We start from the raw sequence: 20660 nt of genomic DNA on the forward strand, positions 1-20660 counted from the left end.
GCTGCGCAGGAGTATGAAGCGGCCATCATGAAATCTCCACCCAAGACCTTCCACGTCAAGTCGTTCGGCTGCCAGATGAACGTCTACGATGGCGACCGCATGGCCGAGACGCTGGCCGAACAGGGCATGACCGCGACCGATGATGCCAGCGCCGCCGATCTCGTCGTGCTCAACACCTGCCACATTCGCGAGAAGGCGACCGAAAAGGTCTATTCGGACATCGGGCGCATCCGCAAACACGCGCTACGCGACCACGGTAGCGATCCGATGATTGCGGTGGCCGGCTGCGTCGCGCAGGCGGAAGGCGCGGAGATCGTGCGGCGCGCGCATGTCGACGTGGTGGTCGGCCCGCAGGCGTATCACAACCTGCCGGGGCTGGTGGCGCGCGCGGCACGTGGCGAATCGGCGCTCGACACCGATATGCCGGTCGATCTCAAGTTCGGTCACCTTCCGGCACGCCGCCGTGTGCCGCCGAGCGCGTTCCTCACCGTGCAGGAAGGCTGCGACAAGTTCTGCACCTATTGCGTGGTGCCCTATACGCGCGGCGCCGAAGTGTCGCGCGGCTGGGGCCAGGTGGTGGACGAGGCCAAGGCGCTGGTTGAGGCGGGCGCCAAGGAGATCACGCTGTTGGGGCAGAACGTCAACGCCTGGGAAGACGACGGCAAGGGTCTGCACGATCTCATCGCCGCGCTCGCAGATCTGCCCGCGCTGCACCGCATCCGCTACACCACCAGTCATCCCAACGACATGACGCAGGGGTTGATCGAGGCGCACCGCGACATCCCCAAGCTGATGCCGTTCCTGCATCTGCCGGTGCAGGCGGGCAGCGACCGCATCCTCGCCGCGATGAACCGCAGCCACACCCGCGCATCGTATCTGCGGCTGATCGAGCGGGTGCGCGCGGTGCGGCCGGACATCGCGGTGTCGGGCGATTTCATCGTCGGTTTTCCGGGCGAGAGCGAGGCGGATTTCGCCGACACGCTCAGCCTGCTTGACGAAGTGCGCCACGCGCAGGCGTTCAGCTTCAAATACTCGCCCCGCCCCGGCACGCCGGCCGCGACGATGGCGGATCAGGTCGCTCCGCAAGTGATGGACGAGCGGCTCCAGCGCCTGCAAGCCACGCTGGGTCGCGATCAGGCCGCGTTCAACGCCGCCACCGTCGGCGCACGCTGCACCGTGCTGATGGAGCGCAACGGCAAGCTGCCGGGTCAGTTGATCGGGAAGAGCCCGTGGCTGCAATCGGTTCACGTGGTGGGCGATGCCGCGATCGGCGATCTGGTCGACGTGGAAATCGCCGCCGCCTGGCCCAATTCGGTGACCGGCGTCATTGTGAAGGATGAGGGTGCGAATGAAACCGGCCAGCGGGCAAAGCTCGATGTTGCCGCCTGAAGACAGCCAGGCGCTGTTCCTTGCCGACGATGGCCGTGCCGGCTGGCGTCGCACGCCGATCGGGCTGTGGTTCTATGCTGGACTGGGATGCGTGCGAATCATCCTGTCGGGCATGTCGATCGTATTGCTCCGCCGCTGATGCTGGCGTTTGCGCTGTGGAGCATCGGCGCGATCATTGCCGCCGGATATTGCATCGTTCGCGGGATCGGCGACATCCGGCGCAAGAACTATATGGCGGGGGTGATCGGCCTCGGCAGCGCGGCGATCTTCCTGCTTACCCCGATCAAGACTCAAGCCGTAAAGGTCGTCACGCCGGCAGCAGCACCCAAATAACGGTTCGCGTCTGCCGTGGCCTGGCGAACGCTGCCTTCGCTCAACACGAACAGCGGCGATTGTGGCGCTTTCCCTCTGTCGCCCCGCGTCGTGATCTGCCAAACTCCCGCCTGGATGCAGCGTAACCGCCCTCCCCGCCGCCAGCCCCGGTCCGCCTTGGGCGATCGCAGCCCCCGCTGGCGTACCGCGCGCATCACTCTCGTAATCCAAGGAACCGCATGAGTCGAAAGCCAGTCCCCGCCCAAGCCGGCGAACGCAGCCGCGCGGAGGTCGTGTTCGACCGCCCGCAACTGATGGCGCAACTGTTCGGCCAGTTCGACCAGAACCTGCTGCTGCTGGAAAGCCGGCTTGGCGTGTACATCACCGCCCGCGGCAACAAGGTCGGGCTGGAGGGCACCGCCGAATCGGTCGCCTCCGCGCGCGACGTGCTCCACGCGCTCTACAACCGCATCGCCCATGGCGAGATGGTCGATAGCGGCCTGATCGAGGCGGTGATCGCGATGTCGGCGGAACCCACCCTCACCGGTATCATCCGTGCCGAGGATCGCGGCAGCCCGCCGCAGATCATGATTCGCACGCGCAAGAAGACGATCGTGCCGCGCACCATCGCGCAGGCGCATTACATGCGCGAACTGCTGAACAACGATGTCATTTTCGCGCTCGGGCCGGCAGGCACCGGCAAGACCTATATCGCCGTCGCGCAGGCGGTGGCGCAGCTCATCACCGGCAGCGTGCAGCGGCTGATCCTGTCGCGCCCGGCGGTGGAGGCGGGCGAGAAATTGGGCTTCCTGCCCGGCGACATGAAGGAGAAGGTCGATCCGTATCTGCGCCCGCTGTACGATGCGCTGAACGACTGTCTCCCCGCCGAACAGGTCGAACGGCGCATCGCCTCGGGCGAGATCGAGATCGCGCCAATCGCCTTCATGCGCGGCCGCACGCTGGCGGACGCGTTCATCATCCTCGACGAGGCGCAGAACACCACGCCCGCGCAGATGAAGATGTTCCTCACCCGTTTCGGCGAGAACAGTCGCATGGTGGTGTGCGGCGATCCCCGGCAGACCGATCTGCCCGGCGGCATGGCGGCGAGCGGGCTGAACGACGCGGTCAAACGGCTGGAGGGCGTGGAAGGCATCTCGATCTCGCGCTTCGGCGCGGGCGACGTGGTGCGCCACCCGATCGTCGGCCGCATCGTCGAGGCGTATGAGGGTGTGGACGGCTGATGATCGACGTCGCACTCTCCGCCGAGGATGTCTGGCCTGCGCAGGATTGGGAGACGCTCGCGCTGCGCGCCGCCACCGCCGCGATCGAGCGCACGCCCAATGGGGATATCCTCACCACCCCGGCGTTGTACGAAGTGTCGGTGCGCCTTACCGACGATGCCGAGGTGCAGCAGCTCAACGCGCAATACCGCCACAAGGACAAGCCGACCAACGTGCTGTCCTTCCCGATGATACAGGCCGATCTGCTCGAATCGGTCGGGCAGAACAGCGACGATGGCGAGGTGCTGCTCGGCGATATCGTGCTTGCCCACGGCGTCTGCGCGGCGGAAGCAGCGGAGCGCGGCATCACGCTTGCGGACCATGCCACGCATTTGATCGTGCACGGCACGCTGCATCTGCTAGGATATGACCACATGGTGGAAGACGAAGCCGAGGCGATGGAGGCGATCGAGATCGATGCGCTGAAGTCGCTGGGCCTTGCCGACCCCTATTTCATTCGCGAGGACTGAAACGACCGCCATGGCTGACGGCCCCAGTAGCAGCTCAAGTACCAACGGCTCCGGCCCCAGTTCCGGCCATAGTAGCACCAACACCGGCGCGCAGGCCGGCGACGCTGCCCAGCATGAGGGCAGCATATGGAAGAACCTCAAGACGCTGATCTTCGGCGATGCCGGCGACGAATCGCTTCGCGCGCAGCTTGAGGATGCGATCGACGCGCACGAGGACGATCCCGCGCCCGACGCGAGCGGCGATCTGTCGCCGCTGGAACGCCAGATGGTGCGCAACCTGCTCCACTTTGGGGAGCGTGACGCGGGCGACATCGGCGTGCCGCGCGCCGATATCATCGCGGTCGAGGAAGGCACCAGCTTCGCCGATGTGGTGAAGCTGTTCGCCGAGGCCGGGCACAGCCGCCTGCCCGTCTACAAGGCAGAACTCGATACGATCGTCGGCATGATCCACATCAAGGATGTGTTCAACATCCTCGCCACCGGCGCGCCCCACCCGGAAACGATCACCGGCCTGCTGCGCGAACCGCTCTACGTGCCGATGTCGCGCGGCGCGCTCGATCTGCTCGCCGATATGCGCACCAAACGGGTGCATCTCGCCATCGTGCTCGACGAATATTTCGGGACCGAGGGGCTGGTGACGATCGAGGATCTGATCGAGGAGATCGTCGGCGATATCGAGGACGAGCATGACGAGGCGCCCGCGGCGCTGCTGGTGCCGATCGACGGCGGCGGCTGGGAGGCGGACGCCCGCGCCGAACTGGAGGATGTCGGCGAGACGATCGACCCGCGCCTGGCCGAGGTCGATGGCGATATCGACACCATCGGCGGGCTGGCAGCGGTGCTGGCAGGGCATGTGCCCGAGGTCGGGACATGCCTTTCCCACCCGAGCGGCTGGACGATCGAAGTGATTGAGGCGGACACCCGCCGGGTCGAGCGGCTGCGATTGCATCCGCCGCAACCGGTACATGAGGACGCCTGAGCGGCAGCGGGTCTTACCTGCGCGGCGGCGGCGAAGGCGGCGGGCCATGCCGTGAGCGTTCCCTTCACACCGGGCCGTACCGACGCGAGCGAAGCGCAGACCGATGCCGACAGTTTCATGCCGCTGGAGCCGAAGGTCGACGGGTTCCGCAACTACGACGGCGAGACGCATCCCCAGTCTAGCGAGGAACTGCTGGTCGATCGCGCGCAACTGCTCACCCTCACGCGCCGGAGATGACGGTGCTGGTCGGCGGTCTGCGCGTGCTCGGCGCCAATCACGGCGATGCCGCGCATGGCGTGTTTACCGATTGGCCGGGCGTGCTGACCAACGACTTCTTCGTCAATCTGCTCAAAAGTAGCACGACACTGACGTGGAGCGCGGGCGAAGACGGCACATTCATCGGTCGCAACCGGGCGACCCGCGCGGAGACCTACACTGCGACACGGGCCGACCTGATCTTCGCGTCGAACTCGCAGCTTCGCGCCTTGTCGGAAGCCTAAGCGACAGACGATGCCGAGGGTGGGTTCGTCGCGGCGTTCGTGAAGGCCTGGACGAAGGTGATGAACCTCGATCGGTTCGATCTCACCTGATCGCAGGATGCCGGGCGGACGGCGGCGCACGGAAGCGGTGATTTGCCTCTTCCGTGCGCCGCTCCCACGGCTTACCTATTGGCCATGCTCAAGCACATCCTGCGTATCGTCCTGATCCTGATCGTCGTCGCGATCCCGGTCGGCTATTGGATCAGCCGGCCCGACGTCGCCAAGCTGCCGCTCGACGCGGTGACCGGCAGGCGGCCAGATATCACGCCGCCGCGCAACCAGACGTTCCCGACGACGGACATCGCCAAGCCGATCGGCTGGACCGGCGGCGCGATGCCGACCCCGGCGGCGGGGCTTAAGGTGCAGGCGTTCGCGCGCGACCTCAAACACCCCCGCTGGCTGTACCGGTTGCCCAACGGCGACGTGCTGGTGGCGGAAACGGATTCACCGCCGCGTAAAGGTGGCGGGATCAAGGGCTGGATCATGGGCCTGCTGATCGGATCGGCCGGCGCGGACAGCGGCTCGGCCAACCGCATCACGCTGTTGCGCGATACCAACGGCGACGGCGTGGCGGACAGCCGCAGCGTGTTGCTGTCGGGGCTGAACTCGCCGCTCGGCATGGCGCTGACCGGCGGCTATCTATACGTAGCGAACACGGATGCGCTGGTGCGCGTGCCGTTCACCCCCGGCCAGAGCAAGATCACCGCGAAGCCGGAGACGGTCGTCACCTACCCCGGCGGCGGCAACCATTGGGCACGCGGTCTGCTCGCCGCGCCGGACGGATCGCTGTACGTGTCGGTTGGTTCGTCCAGCAACATCGCGGACAACGGCATCGACGCCGAAACCAATCGCGCCAACATCCTCCAGGTCGATCCGGTCCACAAGGCATTCCGCATCTACGCGGCCGGCCTGCGCAACCCGCAGGGCATGGCATTCGAGCCGAAGGGTGGTGGCCTGTGGGTGGTCGTCAACGAACGCGACATGATGGGGTCCGACCTGGCGCCCGATTACATGAGCCAGATCGAACTTGGCGATCACTTCGGCTGGCCTTGGTATTATTGGGGCGGGTATCCCGATCGGCGCGTTCAGCCCGAGAACCCGGCGTTGCAGGAATATTCCAAGCGCCCGGATTATGCGCTTGGGCCGCATGTGGCGGCGCTCGGCCTCGCCTTCGCCGGGGATGCCAAGCTCGGCGCGAACTTCGCCAACGGCGCGTTCGTCGGTGAACATGGCTCGTGGAACCGCGTACCGCCATCGGGCTACAAGGTCGTCTACGTGCCGTTCGGCGACAACGGCTTCCCGGCCAAGGGCGTACGGCCGGTCGATCTGTTGACCGGCTTCCTCGACGCGAAAGGTCGTGCGCATGGCAGGCCGGTTGGCGTGATCACCGACCAGACCGGCGCGTTGCTGGTGGCGGACGACGTCGGCAACACGGTCTGGCGCGTGAGCGCGGCTACGCCCAGATGATGCGCATAGGATCGCAGAGTGCCTTCCGGCAGCTGCGATCCTATGCAAGTCCCGATGACACCTGCCGTTCTTGGCCAAGGTTACACGCTGCGTAGAATCCCCTAGTTTACGAATCGATCACGATTACGCAGACTGGGGAATTAGGCCGATCCGGACGTACTCCGGCGTAATGCGTAGCTGGGGACATATGGGAACGACCGTTACGACCAATGCGGCTAAAATGGCCGAAAACTGGCGTGTGGCGATGACGGCACTGTGCAACCAGTTCCTGACGATGCACCGTGCCGTGTCCGAAGTCGCCAGCCTCGGTCCGACGGAGACGTTGATTTTCCTTACGATTTCCGTCGCGAACGTGCAACGCCTAATGCGAGAACGCGCCATTCCGGCGCAAATGTGCGGTATCGAGCCGCTTCCGCGGGAATGGGTCGTGCCGATCTCACGCAACGCGATCGCCTCGGCGACCGGCCTGCCGCGCGAGACGGTGCGTCGCCAGGTGGCCAAGATGATAGCGCGCGGCCTGCTGGTGGACGATCCGCGCGGTGGGGTCACACCGCAACCCGATATCATCACGAGCGGCGGTTTCGAGCCGATCCTGGAAGGCCTGATGACCGAATTCGCACGCACCATGGAGGTGCTGTGCCGGACCGGTGCGATCTCGATCCGGCACGATTAGGGTCACGCCTCGACGGTCAGCGCCTCGACGGTGATCCGCGCCACGCCGTCGGTCTGCACAATGTCCGTTACCACCAGATCGGCGAGGAGATGATCGCGCAGCGCGATTTCTGCCTCCGGCACATCCGCGAGCCAGCGATCGAGCGCGGCACTCGTCGCTGCCTGTAACCACAGTGTGTGTCGCGCACCCGCGAAGGTCGCGCTCGCCCAGCGCACCCAGGTTGCATCGACGATCGTCACCGCACAGCCGGCGCCGGCCGCGTGTGCGAGCAGCCCGCGCTCGAGCCGCGCACCTGCATCGGGACCGCGGCTCATCGTGCATCGCTTTGCGCAATATATGCCTCGATCCGGGCAATCATACGCGCGCCGGGTTCGCGACCACGCCGCAGATCGTGCACTAGCCGTGGGTCCCGCACCGCTTCGCGCCCGAACCGCGTCGGCGCCATTGACGTCGCCTTGAGATACCGATCGATCTTTCGCAAAATCATCACTGCCCGCCTCCTCGACTCAGCTTATGTTCTTGTTCTGTTCTTGCATTTCCAACTTGTCTAGGAAATTTCCTAGGGTATGGTCGGGCATGATGACGCCGGATCCCCGGACGCGATTGGCAGCGTTGGTCGCCGAACACGGGCAGAGCTATACCGCGCTCTCGCGGATGCTTCGCCGCAACGACGCATATCTCCAGCAATATGTGAAACGGGGTTCACCGCGTGTTCTGGCCGAGAGCGACCGACGCCGGCTCGCAGCGTTCTTCCGGGTCGACGAGACCGAACTTGGCGGGCACCCCCCTGCGGTGAAGACGACGACGATACGGCGGCTCGATGTAGAGGCTTCGGCCGGGCCGGGCGCGCTTGTCGAGGAGGATCGCGCGCTCGGCGCGACATATTTCGACACGCGGCTGCTCGCGCAACTCGGCGTGCGGGCGGAAGACGCGGCCGAGATCCGGGCGCGCGGGACATCCATGGCGCCGCTGATCCAGGATGGTGACCTGATGCTGGTCGACCAGCGCGATCGGCGCGTGCAGGATCAGGCGGCGGTGTTCGTCATCCGGCTCGACGGCGTACTGATGGTGAAGCGGGTCGCTCGCGTCGGCACGATATTGCACATTACCAGCGACAATCCGGACGCGCCGACGGTCGCCTACCAGGCTGGCGACCGAATCGACATTGTCGGCCGCGTCGTCTGGCTATCGCGCGCGTTACGCTAGCTCACCGTCTACGGTCGATCACCCAGATCGCGATCGCCATGCCGATCCCCGCACCGATGCCGAGCAGGAAACCTTTGGTCGGCTCGCCCAGGAACAACCCGACCATCGCGCCCCCGATCGCACCGATCGCGATCAGCACGCCGCCCGCCGCAGGATTGTTGGAGGGTTCCGGTGTCATCGCACCGCCCTGCCATGTCCCGTCGCCGGACGCCAGAGTCTCGTCGTGGGACCGGCGGAACGGCGCGGCATCGAGCCGTTTACCATCGTCGCACGCGCGCGGCCGTGTTTCAGCGCGCTTGGCACGCCGCGTGTTACGGGCGTTCGGCGCGTTGGTTGCGAAAAGGATCTTCGATGTCGTATTTGCCATGGCTGGAGGATCGCCGCGATGTCGTCGATGCCGCAACGCTGATCGCCGCGTTCGGGGACGATGCCGGGTTTCAGGCGGCCGCGCGTGCCGATCGCAGCCGCGATCTCGGCAACCACATCCACTTCTGCCGCTGGCGCCAGATCGAGCGTTTGATCGTTTTGATGTCGGTTGAACGCGCCGTCGGCACGGTCCACTGATCCAGACGGATCCGGGGCGATAAGCCCTTGTTGGGCGGACGATTGCCGGGCTAGGACAACCGACATGACGTTGTCGCTCGGGCAGCGGGGCGCGGCGTGTGGCGCTACCGCCTTTTTGCTGGTGCTTGCCTGCCCGGTCGCCCGTGCGCAGCAAACCCCGCCCGACCCGGCACCGCCAACTGATCCAACGCTCGATCCGCATTCGCCGCTTGCACCCTTGCCGGGGCTCGGCGTCGACTGGCCCGATCTCGGCGCGGGCAGCGGCGACAGCAATGTCAAGCCACAGGCGGTGACCGGCGATACGCGCTACACGTACCGCATCGATGGCATCGACGGCATCGCCTCGACGTTGCTCCACCAACGCTTCGACCAGCTGTCCACGCTCAACACCCATGACGGGCAGCCCGCCAACGCCGCGCAACTCGATCGGCGCGCGCGCGAGGATGCCGCGTTGCTCACGGGTCTGCTGCGCGCCGAGGGCTATTACGACGCCGCCGTCACCACCCGCGTCGAAGCGGGAAGCAGCCGCCCGCTCGTCATCCTCGACGCAGACCCGGGCGCGCTCTACACGTTCGGGGGCGTCAGCCTGACCGGACTGGATGCGACCGGCGACAAGGCGGAAGCGTTACGCGCCGCCTTCGGCATCAAGGCGGGTGATCCGGTCAACGCAGACAAGATCGCTGCGGGCGAAACGGCGCTGCGGACCACCATCGGCAGACGCGGCTTCCCGTTCGCGGTGGTCGGCGATCCGGCGATCGTGGTGGATCATGCCGCCCACACCGCGACGCTGGCGATGACGGTCGCGCCCGGAACGTCGCGCCTGTTCGGCAAGGTCGTGGTGCCGCCAGGCAAACAGGTGTTCGACGCCGCACATATCGCCGAGATCGCCCGGTTCGAGCCCGGCAAACCCTTCGACGATACCGCGCTCGCCGATCTGCGCCGCGCACTGATCCAGACCTCGCTGGTGTCGAGCGTGACGATCAAGCCGGTCGACGACGTCGATCCCGCGCTCGTCGACATCTCTGTCGCGACCGAACCGGCGCCGCCACGCACGGTTGCGGGCGAACTCGGCTACGGCACCGGCGAAGGCGCGCGCGCGGAAGTGAGCTGGACGCACCGCAACCTGTTCCCGCCGGAAGGCGCGCTGATCCTGCGCGGGGTACTCGGCACGCAGGAGCAGTTGGCGGGCGCGACCTATCGCCGCAACAACTTCCACGGCCGCGACCGGGTGCTGACGTTCCAGGCGACCGCCTCCAACCTCAAGCGCACCGCCTATGAGGCAAAGGCGCTATCGCTGACCGGTACGCTGGAGCGGCAGACCAACATCTTCTTTCAGAAGAAATGGACATGGTCGATCGGGTCCGAACTCACCGCGTCGGACGAACGCGACGTGATCCTCTCGACCGGCGCACCGCGCCGGCGCACCTATTTCATCGGCGCATTGCCGACGACGCTCAGTTACGACGGGTCAGACGATCTGCTCAATCCTTCGCGCGGGTTCCGGCTGGCTGGGCGGTTGTCGCCGGAGGTGTCGCTTGAGAATCACGTATTCGGCTATGCGCGGCTGCAATTCGATGCGAGCGCGTACAAGCAGGCGGCCAAGGGTGTGGTGGTGGCGGGCCGCATCCGACTCGGCACGATCGCCGGCGCGCCGCGCGATGCGATCGCGCCGTCGCGGCGCTTCTATTCGGGCGGCGGCGCGTCGGTGCGCGGCTATGGCTATCAGGATATCGGCCCGCGCGACCCGAACAACGATCCGATCGGCGGACGCTCGCTCAGCGAGTTTTCGCTTGAGGCGCGGGTCAAGACGTTCGGCGCGTTCGGCGTGGTGCCGTTCTTCGATGGCGGCAACATCTACACCACGCCGCTGCCGAAGCTGACCGGCTTCCGCTATGGCGCCGGCTTGGGCGTGCGCTATTATTCCAACTTCGGCCCGATCCGGATCGACGTCGGCACGCCGGTCAACCCTGCGAGGGGTGATCCACGCATCGCGGTGTACGTCTCGCTGGGACAGGCGTTTTGAGCGAAGATCGCGTTCCGATCGAATCGGACGAGCCCCCCGCCCCGCGCCCACGGCAAAGCTGGCAGCGGCGGATCGTGACCGCGCTGGCGCTGCTGCTCGCGGTGCTGACGCTGGGTATCGTCACGCTCGATTCCGATATCGGCCATCGCTTCGTCGTCAACAGAATCGGCGCGCTGCGCCCTGCCAACGGGCTGCGCTACAGCATCGGGCGGATCGACGGCTCGCTGTTCGGCCGCGCACGGTTGGTCGATGTCCGGTTGCGCGACCCGAAAGGGCTGGTACTCTACGTGCCGCGCGCTGAGCTGAACTGGACGCCGCTCGCCTGGCTGCACAACCGGCTCGACATCACCAGTCTCATCATCCCGCAGGCGCGCCTGTTCAAGCTGCCGCAGCCGACCCCGACCGGACGCACCGGCCCGATCCTGCCTGGCTTCGACATCCACATCGGCACGCTGCGCGTCGATCGGTTGAGCGTCGCGCCCGCCATCACCGGCACGCCGCGGCGTGGCCGTCTGTTCGGCCATGCGGACATTCGCGGCGGCCGCGCGCTGGTCGATCTCGATGCGGTGGTAGCGGGCAGCGACACGCTGCGACTCAAACTCGACGCGCAACCCGACCGCGACCGATTCGGCATGGACCTCCACGCGCGCGGCACCGCCAGCGGAGTGCTCGCCAAGGCGATCGGTTTCGCGCAACCGATCGCGGCGGACGTGCATGGGGCCGGTCGCTGGAGCGCGTGGCGCGGGCGCGCGGTTGCCGATGTCGGTACGACGCGGCTGGCCGACCTCACGCTTGGCAATCGCAGCGGCGCCTATACGCTGGCTGGCACGCTTACCGTCGCGCCGCTCGCACACGGCAAGGTGCAACGGCTGACCGCGCCACGCATCGCGGTCAACGGCGATGCCACGCTCGCCGACCGGCGGCTGACCGGCGCGCTTGACCTGCACTCGGCCGCGCTTGCGATCCACGGCGAGGGCGCGCTCGACTTGGCGGCCAGTGCGTTCCGCGACGTGCGGGTGCGTGCGCGGTTGCTGCAACCCGCCGTCTTGTTCGCCAACATGTCCGGCCGTGCCATCGAATTGCGCATGATCCTCGACGGTGCGTTCGCAACGGCCGCGTTCGAGTACCGCCTGACGGCGGAGCGTATGATGTTCGGCGATACCGGATTCGACACTGTCCGCGCCGCCGGCAAGGGGCATTTCTCGAAAGCACCGGTGATCGTACCAATCCGGCTCGCGGCGGCGCGCGTCACCGGGGTTGGCGATGTGGCGGGCGGCATCCTGCGCAACCTGTCGATCGAAGGCATTCTGCGCGTCACCTCCAAGCTCGTCACCGGCGACGATCTGCGGCTGGTCTCCGACAAGCTCAACGGCCGCGCGTCGCTGGTGGTGGATCTCACCAACGGCCACTTCGAAATCGGCCTCAACGGCGGTCTGTCGCGCTATCTCATTCCCGGCCTCGGCCTGGTCGAGGTCAATTCCATGCTCCACGTCGTGCCCGGCCCGGACGGCCACGGCACCCGCGTGATCGGCAAGGGGTCCGCACGGGTGCTGCGGCTCGACAACGGCTTCTTCCGCTCGCTGGCCGGGGGCTTGCCGACCATCGTCACCAACCTCGAACGCACCACCGACGGCGTGCTGCACTTCACCAATCTGGTGCTGACCGGACCGCAGATCCGCATCACCGGCGCCGGCATCCGGCGGCGCGACGGCACCTTCCATTTCGAAGGCGTCGGCAGACAGGACAGCTACGGCCCGCTCACGCTCAAGCTCGACGGCAAGATCGACAAGCCGACGCTCGACCTCGTCTTCCAAAGTCCCAACGAGGCGATGGGGCTGTCAAACGTCGTCGCGCATCTCGATCCGGTGCCGGCGGGCTTCGCGTTTTCCGCGCATGGCGGATCGCGGCTCGGGCCGTTCGACGGCGCGGGCATGATCCTGCTGCCGCAAGGCGGTCAGGCGGTCATCTCGATCGCGCAGCTCAACGTCAGCAACACGCATGCGCACGGCGATCTCGCGATCGTCGATGGCGGCTTCGACGGCAAGCTGAGCGTGACCGGCGGCGGTATCGGCGGCGACCTGCTGTTCCACCCGCAGGATACGCACCAGCGTATCGAGGCGCATCTCGACGCCACCGCCGCCCGGCTGGCGCAGGCGGTGAGCGTGCGACGCGGCCACCTCGATCTCGTCGCGCTGCTCGATCCCGCAGGCACCTCGATCGATGCGACAGCGACGGCTTCGGGCATCCGGCGCGGCGCGCTGACGATCGGCCGTACCGCGATCCACGCGGCGTTGCGCGGCGGCACCGGCGAGATCCGCGCCTCCATCGCCGGATCGCGCGGACGTGCGTTCAGCATCCAGAGCGTGATCGCGGTTTCGCCCGATCGGTACAGCGTCTCCGCGCAGGGCACGGTCGATCGCAAGCCGCTGCAACTCGTCACCCCGGCCGTGTTCACCCGCGCCGAGGATGGCTGGCGGCTCGCGCCGACGAAACTCGCGTTCGCCGGTGGCGCGGCGGATGTGTCCGGCACTTTCACCGGCACCGGCAGCGCGGTCGATGCCACGCTTGCGAGGATGCCGCTGTCGGTGCTCGACATCGGCTATCCGGGATTGGGCCTTGGCGGCGAAGCGTCGGGTAAGCTGTCGTTCGTGCAGTCGAACGGTGCCGCGCCTACGGGCAGGATCAACATGACGGTGCGCGGCCTCACCCGCTCCGGTCTCGTTCTGTCGTCGCGTCCGGTCGATGTCGGCATCGCCGGGATCCTCGAACCCGGCAAGGCGGCGGCACGCGCGGTGGCGGCGAGCGGCGGCCGGACGGTCGGCCGCGCGCAGATGCAGTTGACGCTCGCCCCCGGCGCGGACCTCGCCGCCCGCGTCGCGCGGGCGCCGCTGTTCGCGCAACTTCGCTACGACGGTCCCGCCGATACTTTGTGGCGGCTGACCGGGATCGAACTGTTCGACCTCAGCGGACCGGTGGCGATCGGCGCGGACGTGGGCGGCACGCTCGACAGCCCGCGCATTCGCGGCGTGGTGCAGGCGAATGGCGCCAAGATCGAGAGCGCGACCACCGGCACCGTGCTCACCAACGTCGTCGCGAGCGGGCGGTTCGGCGGGTCGCGCCTCGTGCTCGACAAACTCACCGCCGATGCCGGCAAGGGCGGGCGCGTGACCGGTACCGGCAGCTTCGATCTTGCCGCCGCCCACGGCTTCGGCATCGATCTGGCGGTGCAGGCGCAGAACGCGCTGCTCATCAACCGCGACGATATCGCCGCCACCGTCACCGGCCCGCTGAGCTTCAAGTCGGACGGTGCCGGCGGCACCATCGCCGGCAAGGTCACGCTGACCAAGAGCCGCTACCGATTGGGACAGGCGACCGCCGCCAGCGCGGTGCCGCAACTCAACATCCGTGAGATCAACCTGCCCGGCGGCGGTGAGGAGGACGACGCTCCGCCCAAGCCGTGGAAGCTCGCGGTACACGCCCATGCCGCCGACAATCTGCTGGTGACGGGTCTCGGCCTGCGCAGCGAATGGTCGGCCGATCTCGACATTGGCGGTGCGCCCGACAACCCTGCCATCACCGGTCGCGCCGATCTGGTGCGCGGCGATTACCAGTTTGCCGGGCGCGAGTTTCAGCTCGATCGCGGCAAGATCCTGTTCCAGGGCGAAGTGCCCGCCAACCCGGCGCTCGACATTGCCGCCAACGCCGATTCGACCGGGCTGTCGGCAACGATCCGCGTCACCGGGCCGGCGCTGAAGCCGGAGATTTCGTTCACCAGCAACCCGGCGCTGCCAGAGGACGAACTGCTCTCCCGCCTGCTGTTTGGCACGTCGATCACCAATTTGTCCGCGCCCGAGGCGTTGCAATTGGCCTCGGCGGTGGCGGCGCTCCAGAACGGCAAGGGCGGGCTCGATCCGATCAACGCGGTGCGCCGCGTGGCGGGGCTGGACCGGTTGCGCATCCTGCCCGCCGATCCGCAGACGGGTGCCGGCACCTCGGTCGCGGCGGGCAAGTACGTGACGCGGCGGCTGTTCGCGGAGATCATCACCGATGGCCAGGGCTATAGCGCCACGCAGGTCGAGTTTCAGGTGACGCGCTGGCTGTCGGTGCTCTCCACGATTTCGACGCTCGGCCGGCAGAGCGGCAACGTCCGCGTGTCCAAGGACTATTAGCGCGCTAGCCGCTTGATTGTCGGCGCGAAACGGTCGATCGCTGCGCAAACGCCCACCGTACGGTCGCCTACACCGCTGGCCCAACCCTGCTGTTTCCGGAGTTCCGCATGCGCCTTGTTCTCGCCGCCGCCCTGCTGGCTTCCGTCGCCACCCCCGCGTTCGCCGCTGCGCCGATCCATCAATATGCCGACCTTGCGCTCGCACCGCGCGGCGACCGGGTGGCGTCGATCGAGTCGGTCGGCGATGCACACGGCGTCATCACGGTCCGTTCGGCAAAGGACGGCAAGGTGGTGCGGACGATCGATCCGTGCCCGGCGTGCAGCTATACCGACCTCACCTTCGCACCCAACGGCACGCTGGCGTGGCTGGCGCGCGACAAGAAGGCGGGCACCGTGACGCTGGCGGTGGAGGGCGGCGCGACGCCGCACACCGTTGCGACGATCGCGGGCATCGCCGGGCATCCGCGCTTCTCACCCGATGGCAGGCGGATCGCGCTGCTCGTCACGCCCGGCGCGCAGAAGGAGACCGGCGCGGCGCAGGCGGGCGTGCGGCAGGTCGGCGAGATCGGCGAAAAGAGCGATGAGCAGCGTATCGCCCTGTTCGAAGTGGCCGGCCCGGCCGTCGCGGCTACGGCGGTGACGCCGCTGTCGCCGGCCAACCGCTATATCTACGAATATGACTGGATGCCGGACGGCAGCGGCTTCGTCGTGACCAGTGCGATCGGCAACGGCGACAACAACTGGTGGGTGGCGACGCTCGACCGGGTCGACGCCTCGACCGGCGCGGTGACCAACATCGCCAAGCCCACCACGCAGATCAACTACCCGCGCGTTTCGCCGGACGGGCGCACCGTTTCGTACATCGGCGGGTTGATGAGTGACTTCGGCTCGGTCGGTGGCGACGTATGGAGCGTACCGCTCGCCGGCGGCACCCCGCGCGATCTCACCGCCGGCACCGACTACACCGTCACCTCGCTGGTTCCGACCCCCGCGGGCCTGCGCGGCACCGCGCTTCGTGGCGCGGACCTCGGCTTGCTGATGGTGGGCGGCAGTCGCGCCGACGCGATTGGCTGGAAACGCCCGGCGAGCTTCAGCGCGGGTGACGCCAAGGTCGCCTACAGCGCGGACGGTCGCACCGTGGCTATGGTCGTACAGGATTTCACCCACGCGCCCGCAATCTACACCGGCCCCGCCGCAGCACCCGTTCAGATCACCCACGATAACGATGCCGCCCCCGCGATCGCCACCGTGCGCAGCGTGACGTGGAAGAACGACGGCTTCACCGTACAGGGCTGGCTGCTCGCCCCCGCCGGAGCCGACCCGCAGAAGAAGGCGCCGATGGTGACGATCGTCCACGGCGGCCCGGCGGCGGCGAACGTGCCCTATTATCAGACGGCGGACGGCGGCCCGGGCAACCTGCTGTCTGCGGGCTATTACGTGTTCCTGCCCAACCCGCGCGGCAGCTATGGCCAGGGCGAAGCGTTCACCGCCGCCAACAAGCGTGACTTCGGCGGCGGCGACTTGCGCGACATCCTCACCGGCATTGATGCGGTGGAGAAGGTCGCGCCTGTCGACGACGCGCGGCTTGGCCTCACCGGCGGATCGTACGGCGGCTTTATGTCGATGTGGGCGAACACCCAGACCAACCGCTTCAAGGCGATCGTCGCGGGCGCCGGCCTGTCGAACTGGGTGAGCTATTACGGCACCAACGGCATCGACCAGTGGATGCTGCCGTTCTTCGGCAAGACGCTGTACCAGGATTACAAGGCGTATGAGGATGCCTCGGCGATCTACTTCATCAAGAACGCGAAGACGCCGACGTTCATCTGGGCCGGCGAGCGCGATATCGAGGTGCCGCCGACGCAATCGACCGAATATTGGCACGCGCTGAAGGATCTCGGCGTGCCGACCAGCCTCGTCATCTACCCGGACGAAGGCCACGGCGTGCGCCTGCCCGCGCATGTCACCGATCTGCGCAAGCGCACGGTCGCGTGGTTCGACCACTATCTGAAATAACGCCTGCGGTTGTCGCCACGGTTCTCTTTGCCGCCGATCCGCGCTAACGGCACGCCCATGACACAAGTGTTTCTGGTAATGGCGGGCGGCGCGATCGGTAGCGCCGGGCGGTGGCTGGCCGGCCGCGGCATGACCGCGCTGTTCGGCGCGGGGTTTCCGTATGGCACGCTCGCTGTCAATCTGATCGGCGGCTTCGCGATGGGGCTGGTCGTCGCCATGCTGGCGCGCGTGAGCGGTGCGACCGATCATCTGCGGCTGTTCGTCGCGATCGGCGTGCTGGGCGGGTTCACCACCTTTTCGAGCTTCTCGCTCGATACCGTGACGATGATCGAGCGCGGCGATCTTGCGCTCGCGTTCGGCTATGCTTTGGTGTCGGTGATCGGCTCGGTCTGCGCGCTGTTTGCGGGGCTTTATCTGGTAAGGGCCGTGGCATGAGCGATACGCCGAAACTTGCGAACCCGAAGTACGAGAACGACGTCCGCACCTTCCGCATTGGCGCGGATGACGATGGCATCCGGCTCGATCGCTGGTTCAAGCGGCATTTGCCTGAAACCAGCTTCACCACCGTCGCCAAATGGGCGCGCACCGGGCAGCTCCGCCTGGACGGTGCGCGTGCCAAGCCGGGCGACCACATCAAGGCGGGTCAGGCGATCCGCGTGCCGCCCGCCGAGGCCGCCAAGCCCGATGCGCCGAAGGTGCGCGAACGGCCGGTGCTGAGCGACGACGAGATCGCCTTCGCGCGCGAACTCGTCATTCACCGCGATGCGCAGGCGATCGTCCTCAACAAGCCGCCCGGCCTCGCCACGCAAGGGGGGACCAAGACCACCGAGCATGTCGACGGCCTGCTCGACGCGTTGCAGGACGATTATGAGGGGCGGCCGAAACTCGTCCACCGGCTCGACAAGGATACCAGCGGCGCGCTGCTGATCGCGCGCACCAGCCGCGCGGCGGCGTTCTTTGCCAAGGCGTTCTCCTCACGTACCGCCAAGAAGACGTACTGGGCGCTGGTGGTCGGCGTGCCCTCGATCGAGGACGGCACGATCGACCTGCCGATCGGCAAGCAGCCCGGCACCGGCGGCGAGAAGATGCATGTCGACGAGGCGGAAGGCAGCCCGGCGCGTTCGCGTTACCGCGTGATCGAACTGGCCGGCACCACCTGCGCCTGGGTCGAACTGATCCCGTACACCGGCCGCACCCACCAGCTCCGCGTCCACATGGCGGCGATCGGCCATCCGATCGTCGGCGATGGCAAGTACGGCGGTCAGGCGGCGTTCCTCACCGGTGGCGTCAGCCGCAAGATGCACCTCCATTCCCGCAACCTCCGCATCGACCATCCCGACGGCGGCGCGATCGACGTCAAGGCGGAACTGCCACGCCACTTCGCCGAGAGCCTCAAGCATTTCGGCTTTGAGGAGATGCTCGGCGACAACATGCCGCTCGACACGCCGCCGCCACCTTCCAAGGCGGTGAAGAAGCAGCAGGCCAAGCAGCACGCCAAGACCTTCCGCAAGGAGCGCAAGGGCGAGCGCCGCCGTCGGGGTGCCCCGGAGAAGTGAGCGGCCTGTACCTAGACGATCTGACGCCGGGGGATGCCTGGCCCGGCACGCCGTTCCGGATCGACGAGGCGGACGTGATCGCCTTCGCGCAAAGCTACGACGCACAGCCGATGCACATCGACCCGGCGGCTGCGGCGGTCGGCCGCTTCGGCGGGATCATCGCCAGCGGCTGGCACGTCGCATCGCTGGTGATGCGCGATTTCATCACCAACAATCCATTCGGGGACACGCCGCTGCTCGGCATCGGCATCGACGAATTGCGCTGGCTGCGTCCGGTGCGGCCGGGCGATACGCTGCTCGCGCGGCGCGAGATCGCCACCGTGCGCCGCTCGGCAAGCAAGCCGGTGGGCACGGTCACCATGCGCACCTCCGTCACCAACCAGCATGACGAGCCGGTCCTGACGATGACCACGCTGATGCAGTTTCCGGCGCGGCCCTGATGCGATATTTTTCCGCATGAACCGGCTCGCCTTGTTTGATTGCGACGGTACTTTGGTCGACAGCCAGGCCAATATCTGCCGCGCGGTGGAGGATACGTTCACGGCGCACCGGCTCGACATTCCGAGCCGCGACGCGATCCGGCGCATCGTCGGCCTCAGCCTCGTCGAGGCGATGGCGGCACTGGTGCCGCAGGCCGAGGCGGCGCACCACCACGCGCTCGCCGCCGATTACAAGACCGCGTTCCAGACGATGCGCGGCAACGGCACGCTTGCCGAGGAGCCGTTGTTCGAGGGGATCGTCGGCGTGCTGGACCAGCTTGAGGCGGATGGCTGGCTGTTCGGCGTGGCGACCGGCAAGTCCGATCGCGGCCTTACCCACATCCTCGCCGCGCATGGTCTCACGCCACGCTTCCTCACGCTCCAGACCGCCGACTGCCATCCCTCCAAGCCACACCCCTCGATGATCGAGCAGGCGATGGCCGAGGCGGGCGCGACGCCCGAAACCACGGTGATGATCGGCGACACCAGCTACGACATGCTGATGGCGCGGAACGCCGGCACGCGCGCGCTCGGCGTCGGCTGGGGCTACCACACCCCCGACGATCTCCACGCGGCCGGTGCACATGCGGTGGCGCTGCGTGTGCCCGAGCTGGTCGGGATGATGACGGCGTGAGCGTCGCGGCACGGTATTTCGCGATGGTCGGCACCCGCATCGCCGGCGCGGCAGGCGCGGTGCTCGGCCTGATCCTGATCGCGCGCGCGACGACGCTACCGCCGAAGGTGATCGGCACTGCGCTGGTGCTGTCGGCGCTGGTGATGATGGCGGTGGTGCCGCGTGCGCTCGCGCGGCGCTGGCGCACGCCGCCCGAGGAAGGCGACCTGCGATGAAACGCTTCTGGAAAGACGTATCGGTCGATGCCGAGCTTGGCGTGCGGCTCGACGGCAAGCCGCTGCGCACGCCCGGCCGCACACCGTTGCTGCTGCCGACGCGTGCGCTCGCCGACGCGGTGGCGGACGAATGGCGCGCGTCCGGCGAGACGGTCGACCCGCGCGGCATGCCGCTGACCGGCCTGTCCAACGCCGCGATCGACCGGATCGCACCCGACCCCGCCACCTTCGCCGCCGGCCTGGCCGCCTACGCGGAGAGCGACCTGCTGTGTTACCGCGCCGACGCGCCGGAGGAGCTGGCCGACCGGCAACGGGCGGCTTGGGACCCGCTGCTCGATTGGGCGCGGCACCGCTACGATGTGCATTTCGAGATCGTCATTGGCATCATGCACCGCGCGCAACCGCTCGCCACGCTTGCACGGCTGGGCGAGGCAGTGGCGGCGCGGGGGCCATTCGAGCTGGCCGCGTTATCGCCGGTCGTGACGATCGGGGGGTCGCTGGTGGCGGCGCTGGCGCTGGCCGAAGGCGCGGCGAGCGCCGAGGCGGTGTGGAGCGCGGCGCTGGTCGACGAGGATTTTCAGGCGGATCGCTGGGGCCGCGACCCGCTCGCCGAGGCGGCGGCGGCGGTGCGGCGGCAGGACTTCGACGCGGGCGTGCGGCTGCTCGGATTGCTGGGCTGACGGTCCGGTC

Annotated in this window: 21 protein-coding genes and 1 pseudogene; 20 read left to right on the top strand and 2 right to left on the bottom strand. The window is 67.5% G+C overall.

Translation table 11 applies throughout. The annotated features are described in order from the left end of the window. The first annotated feature begins 27 nt into the window (after window positions 1-27). The 9 genes and pseudogenes from miaB (at window position 28) to L8F97_RS06730 (ending at window position 7109) form a co-directional block, all read left to right on the top strand. Window positions 28-1389: a tRNA (N6-isopentenyl adenosine(37)-C2)-methylthiotransferase MiaB gene (miaB, locus tag L8F97_RS06690; RefSeq protein ID WP_242147783.1), complete on the top strand. Its 1362-nt coding sequence runs from the start codon at window positions 28-30 to the stop codon at window positions 1387-1389. Further along, the gene (locus L8F97_RS06695) at window positions 1376-1528 is read left to right on the top strand and encodes a hypothetical protein (protein ID WP_242147785.1); all 153 of its coding nucleotides are present in this window, start codon (window positions 1376-1378) and stop codon (window positions 1526-1528) included. Before miaB ends, L8F97_RS06695 begins: the two co-directional genes overlap by 14 nt. Further along, window positions 1528-1722: a hypothetical protein gene (locus L8F97_RS06700; RefSeq protein ID WP_242147786.1), complete on the top strand. Its 195-nt coding sequence runs from the start codon at window positions 1528-1530 to the stop codon at window positions 1720-1722. The genes L8F97_RS06695 and L8F97_RS06700 overlap by 1 nt, the downstream gene beginning before the upstream one ends. A gap of 218 nt (window positions 1723-1940) precedes the next feature. Continuing rightward, complete coding sequence (locus tag L8F97_RS06705; RefSeq protein WP_242147787.1) at window positions 1941-2942, top strand: PhoH family protein; 1002 nt, start codon at window positions 1941-1943, stop codon at window positions 2940-2942. Then, window positions 2942-3451, top strand: a complete 510-nt coding sequence (gene ybeY / locus L8F97_RS06710) for an rRNA maturation RNase YbeY (RefSeq protein WP_242147789.1) — start codon at window positions 2942-2944, stop codon at window positions 3449-3451. Before L8F97_RS06705 ends, ybeY begins: the two co-directional genes overlap by 1 nt. Before the next feature lie 10 nt (window positions 3452-3461). Continuing rightward, window positions 3462-4430: a hemolysin family protein gene (locus L8F97_RS06715; protein WP_242147791.1), complete on the top strand. Its 969-nt coding sequence runs from the start codon at window positions 3462-3464 to the stop codon at window positions 4428-4430. A gap of 24 nt (window positions 4431-4454) precedes the next feature. Further along, window positions 4455-5020: pseudogene (locus L8F97_RS06720) on the top strand (peroxidase family protein); the annotation flags it as partial. A gap of 84 nt (window positions 5021-5104) precedes the next feature. Then, a complete protein-coding gene (locus L8F97_RS06725; protein ID WP_242148281.1) occupies window positions 5105-6436 on the top strand; it encodes a PQQ-dependent sugar dehydrogenase in 1332 nt (443 codons plus the stop codon). A gap of 220 nt (window positions 6437-6656) precedes the next feature. Next, the gene (locus tag L8F97_RS06730) at window positions 6657-7109 is read left to right on the top strand and encodes a hypothetical protein (RefSeq protein ID WP_242147793.1); all 453 of its coding nucleotides are present in this window, start codon (window positions 6657-6659) and stop codon (window positions 7107-7109) included. Between the two features lie 2 nt (window positions 7110-7111). Here L8F97_RS06730 and L8F97_RS06735 read toward each other — a convergent pair whose 3' ends face one another. After that, complete coding sequence (locus tag L8F97_RS06735; protein ID WP_242147795.1) at window positions 7112-7423, bottom strand: hypothetical protein; 312 nt, start codon at window positions 7421-7423, stop codon at window positions 7112-7114. A gap of 262 nt (window positions 7424-7685) precedes the next feature. Between L8F97_RS06735 and L8F97_RS06740 the strand changes: the two genes are divergently transcribed. After that, window positions 7686-8315, top strand: a complete 630-nt coding sequence (locus tag L8F97_RS06740; protein ID WP_242147797.1) for a helix-turn-helix transcriptional regulator — start codon at window positions 7686-7688, stop codon at window positions 8313-8315. 1 nt (window position 8316) lies between these two features. Here L8F97_RS06740 and L8F97_RS06745 read toward each other — a convergent pair whose 3' ends face one another. Next, on the bottom strand, window positions 8317-8682 hold the full coding sequence (locus tag L8F97_RS06745; protein WP_242147799.1) for a hypothetical protein: 366 nt from the start codon (window positions 8680-8682) through the stop codon (window positions 8317-8319). Here L8F97_RS06745 and L8F97_RS06750 point away from each other — a divergent pair. The 10 genes from L8F97_RS06750 (at window position 8667) to L8F97_RS06795 (ending at window position 20650) form a co-directional block, all read left to right on the top strand. Next, on the top strand, window positions 8667-8879 hold the full coding sequence (locus L8F97_RS06750) for a hypothetical protein (RefSeq protein ID WP_242147801.1): 213 nt from the start codon (window positions 8667-8669) through the stop codon (window positions 8877-8879). The genes L8F97_RS06745 and L8F97_RS06750 overlap by 16 nt on opposite strands. A gap of 64 nt (window positions 8880-8943) precedes the next feature. Beyond that, window positions 8944-10902, top strand: coding sequence for an autotransporter assembly complex protein TamA (locus L8F97_RS06755; RefSeq protein ID WP_242147803.1), 1959 nt, complete (start codon window positions 8944-8946; stop codon window positions 10900-10902). Continuing rightward, the gene (locus L8F97_RS06760; protein ID WP_242147805.1) at window positions 10899-15071 is read left to right on the top strand and encodes a translocation/assembly module TamB domain-containing protein; all 4173 of its coding nucleotides are present in this window, start codon (window positions 10899-10901) and stop codon (window positions 15069-15071) included. The genes L8F97_RS06755 and L8F97_RS06760 overlap by 4 nt, the downstream gene beginning before the upstream one ends. A gap of 107 nt (window positions 15072-15178) precedes the next feature. After that, complete coding sequence (locus L8F97_RS06765) at window positions 15179-17086, top strand: alpha/beta hydrolase family protein (RefSeq protein ID WP_242147806.1); 1908 nt, start codon at window positions 15179-15181, stop codon at window positions 17084-17086. A gap of 57 nt (window positions 17087-17143) precedes the next feature. Continuing rightward, the gene (crcB, locus tag L8F97_RS06770) at window positions 17144-17521 is read left to right on the top strand and encodes a fluoride efflux transporter CrcB (protein WP_242147808.1); all 378 of its coding nucleotides are present in this window, start codon (window positions 17144-17146) and stop codon (window positions 17519-17521) included. Then, window positions 17518-18642, top strand: coding sequence for an RluA family pseudouridine synthase (locus tag L8F97_RS06775; protein WP_242147810.1), 1125 nt, complete (start codon window positions 17518-17520; stop codon window positions 18640-18642). The genes crcB and L8F97_RS06775 overlap by 4 nt, the downstream gene beginning before the upstream one ends. Further along, on the top strand, window positions 18639-19082 hold the full coding sequence (locus L8F97_RS06780; protein ID WP_242147813.1) for a MaoC family dehydratase: 444 nt from the start codon (window positions 18639-18641) through the stop codon (window positions 19080-19082). The genes L8F97_RS06775 and L8F97_RS06780 overlap by 4 nt, the downstream gene beginning before the upstream one ends. A 16-nt stretch (window positions 19083-19098) precedes the next feature. Then, window positions 19099-19755 carry an HAD-IA family hydrolase gene (locus L8F97_RS06785; RefSeq protein ID WP_242147815.1) on the top strand — a complete coding sequence of 219 codons (657 nt, stop codon included), beginning with the start codon at window positions 19099-19101 and terminating at the stop codon, window positions 19753-19755. Further along, complete coding sequence (locus L8F97_RS06790; protein ID WP_409929013.1) at window positions 19752-19970, top strand: hypothetical protein; 219 nt, start codon at window positions 19752-19754, stop codon at window positions 19968-19970. Before L8F97_RS06785 ends, L8F97_RS06790 begins: the two co-directional genes overlap by 4 nt. Next, window positions 19967-20650 (top strand): ATP12 family chaperone protein, encoded by a 684-nt coding sequence (locus L8F97_RS06795; RefSeq protein WP_242147817.1) that lies wholly within the window; start codon window positions 19967-19969, stop codon window positions 20648-20650. The genes L8F97_RS06790 and L8F97_RS06795 overlap by 4 nt, the downstream gene beginning before the upstream one ends. Window positions 20651-20660: the final 10 nt, after the last annotated feature.

Source organism: Sphingomonas sp. BAUL-RG-20F-R05-02, assembly GCF_022662305.1.
GTDB lineage: Bacteria > Pseudomonadota > Alphaproteobacteria > Sphingomonadales > Sphingomonadaceae > Sphingomonas.

Bases quoted from the DNA above. Each gene is read 5' to 3' on its own strand.
- L8F97_RS06730 (WP_242147793.1), top strand. From the start codon at position 6,657: ATGGCCGAAAACTGGCGTGTGGCGATGACGGCACTGTGCAACCAGTTC.
- L8F97_RS06750 (WP_242147801.1), top strand. From the start codon at position 8,667: ATGTCGTATTTGCCATGGCTGGAGGATCGCCGCGATGTCGTCGATGCC.
- L8F97_RS06765 (WP_242147806.1), top strand. From the start codon at position 15,179: ATGCGCCTTGTTCTCGCCGCCGCCCTGCTGGCTTCCGTCGCCACCCCC.
- L8F97_RS06740 (WP_242147797.1), top strand. From the start codon at position 7,686: ATGATGACGCCGGATCCCCGGACGCGATTGGCAGCGTTGGTCGCCGAA.
- L8F97_RS06785 (WP_242147815.1), top strand. From the start codon at position 19,099: ATGAACCGGCTCGCCTTGTTTGATTGCGACGGTACTTTGGTCGACAGC.
- miaB (WP_242147783.1), top strand. From the start codon at position 28: ATGAAATCTCCACCCAAGACCTTCCACGTCAAGTCGTTCGGCTGCCAG.
- L8F97_RS06695 (WP_242147785.1), top strand. From the start codon at position 1,376: ATGTTGCCGCCTGAAGACAGCCAGGCGCTGTTCCTTGCCGACGATGGC.
- L8F97_RS06705 (WP_242147787.1), top strand. From the start codon at position 1,941: ATGAGTCGAAAGCCAGTCCCCGCCCAAGCCGGCGAACGCAGCCGCGCG.
- L8F97_RS06795 (WP_242147817.1), top strand. From the start codon at position 19,967: ATGAAACGCTTCTGGAAAGACGTATCGGTCGATGCCGAGCTTGGCGTG.
- L8F97_RS06745 (WP_242147799.1), bottom strand. From the start codon at position 8,682: ATGGCAAATACGACATCGAAGATCCTTTTCGCAACCAACGCGCCGAAC.
- L8F97_RS06700 (WP_242147786.1), top strand. From the start codon at position 1,528: ATGCTGGCGTTTGCGCTGTGGAGCATCGGCGCGATCATTGCCGCCGGA.
- L8F97_RS06775 (WP_242147810.1), top strand. From the start codon at position 17,518: ATGAGCGATACGCCGAAACTTGCGAACCCGAAGTACGAGAACGACGTC.
- L8F97_RS06725 (WP_242148281.1), top strand. From the start codon at position 5,105: ATGCTCAAGCACATCCTGCGTATCGTCCTGATCCTGATCGTCGTCGCG.
- ybeY (WP_242147789.1), top strand. From the start codon at position 2,942: ATGATCGACGTCGCACTCTCCGCCGAGGATGTCTGGCCTGCGCAGGAT.
- crcB (WP_242147808.1), top strand. From the start codon at position 17,144: ATGACACAAGTGTTTCTGGTAATGGCGGGCGGCGCGATCGGTAGCGCC.
- L8F97_RS06755 (WP_242147803.1), top strand. From the start codon at position 8,944: ATGACGTTGTCGCTCGGGCAGCGGGGCGCGGCGTGTGGCGCTACCGCC.
- L8F97_RS06735 (WP_242147795.1), bottom strand. From the start codon at position 7,423: ATGAGCCGCGGTCCCGATGCAGGTGCGCGGCTCGAGCGCGGGCTGCTC.
- L8F97_RS06715 (WP_242147791.1), top strand. From the start codon at position 3,462: ATGGCTGACGGCCCCAGTAGCAGCTCAAGTACCAACGGCTCCGGCCCC.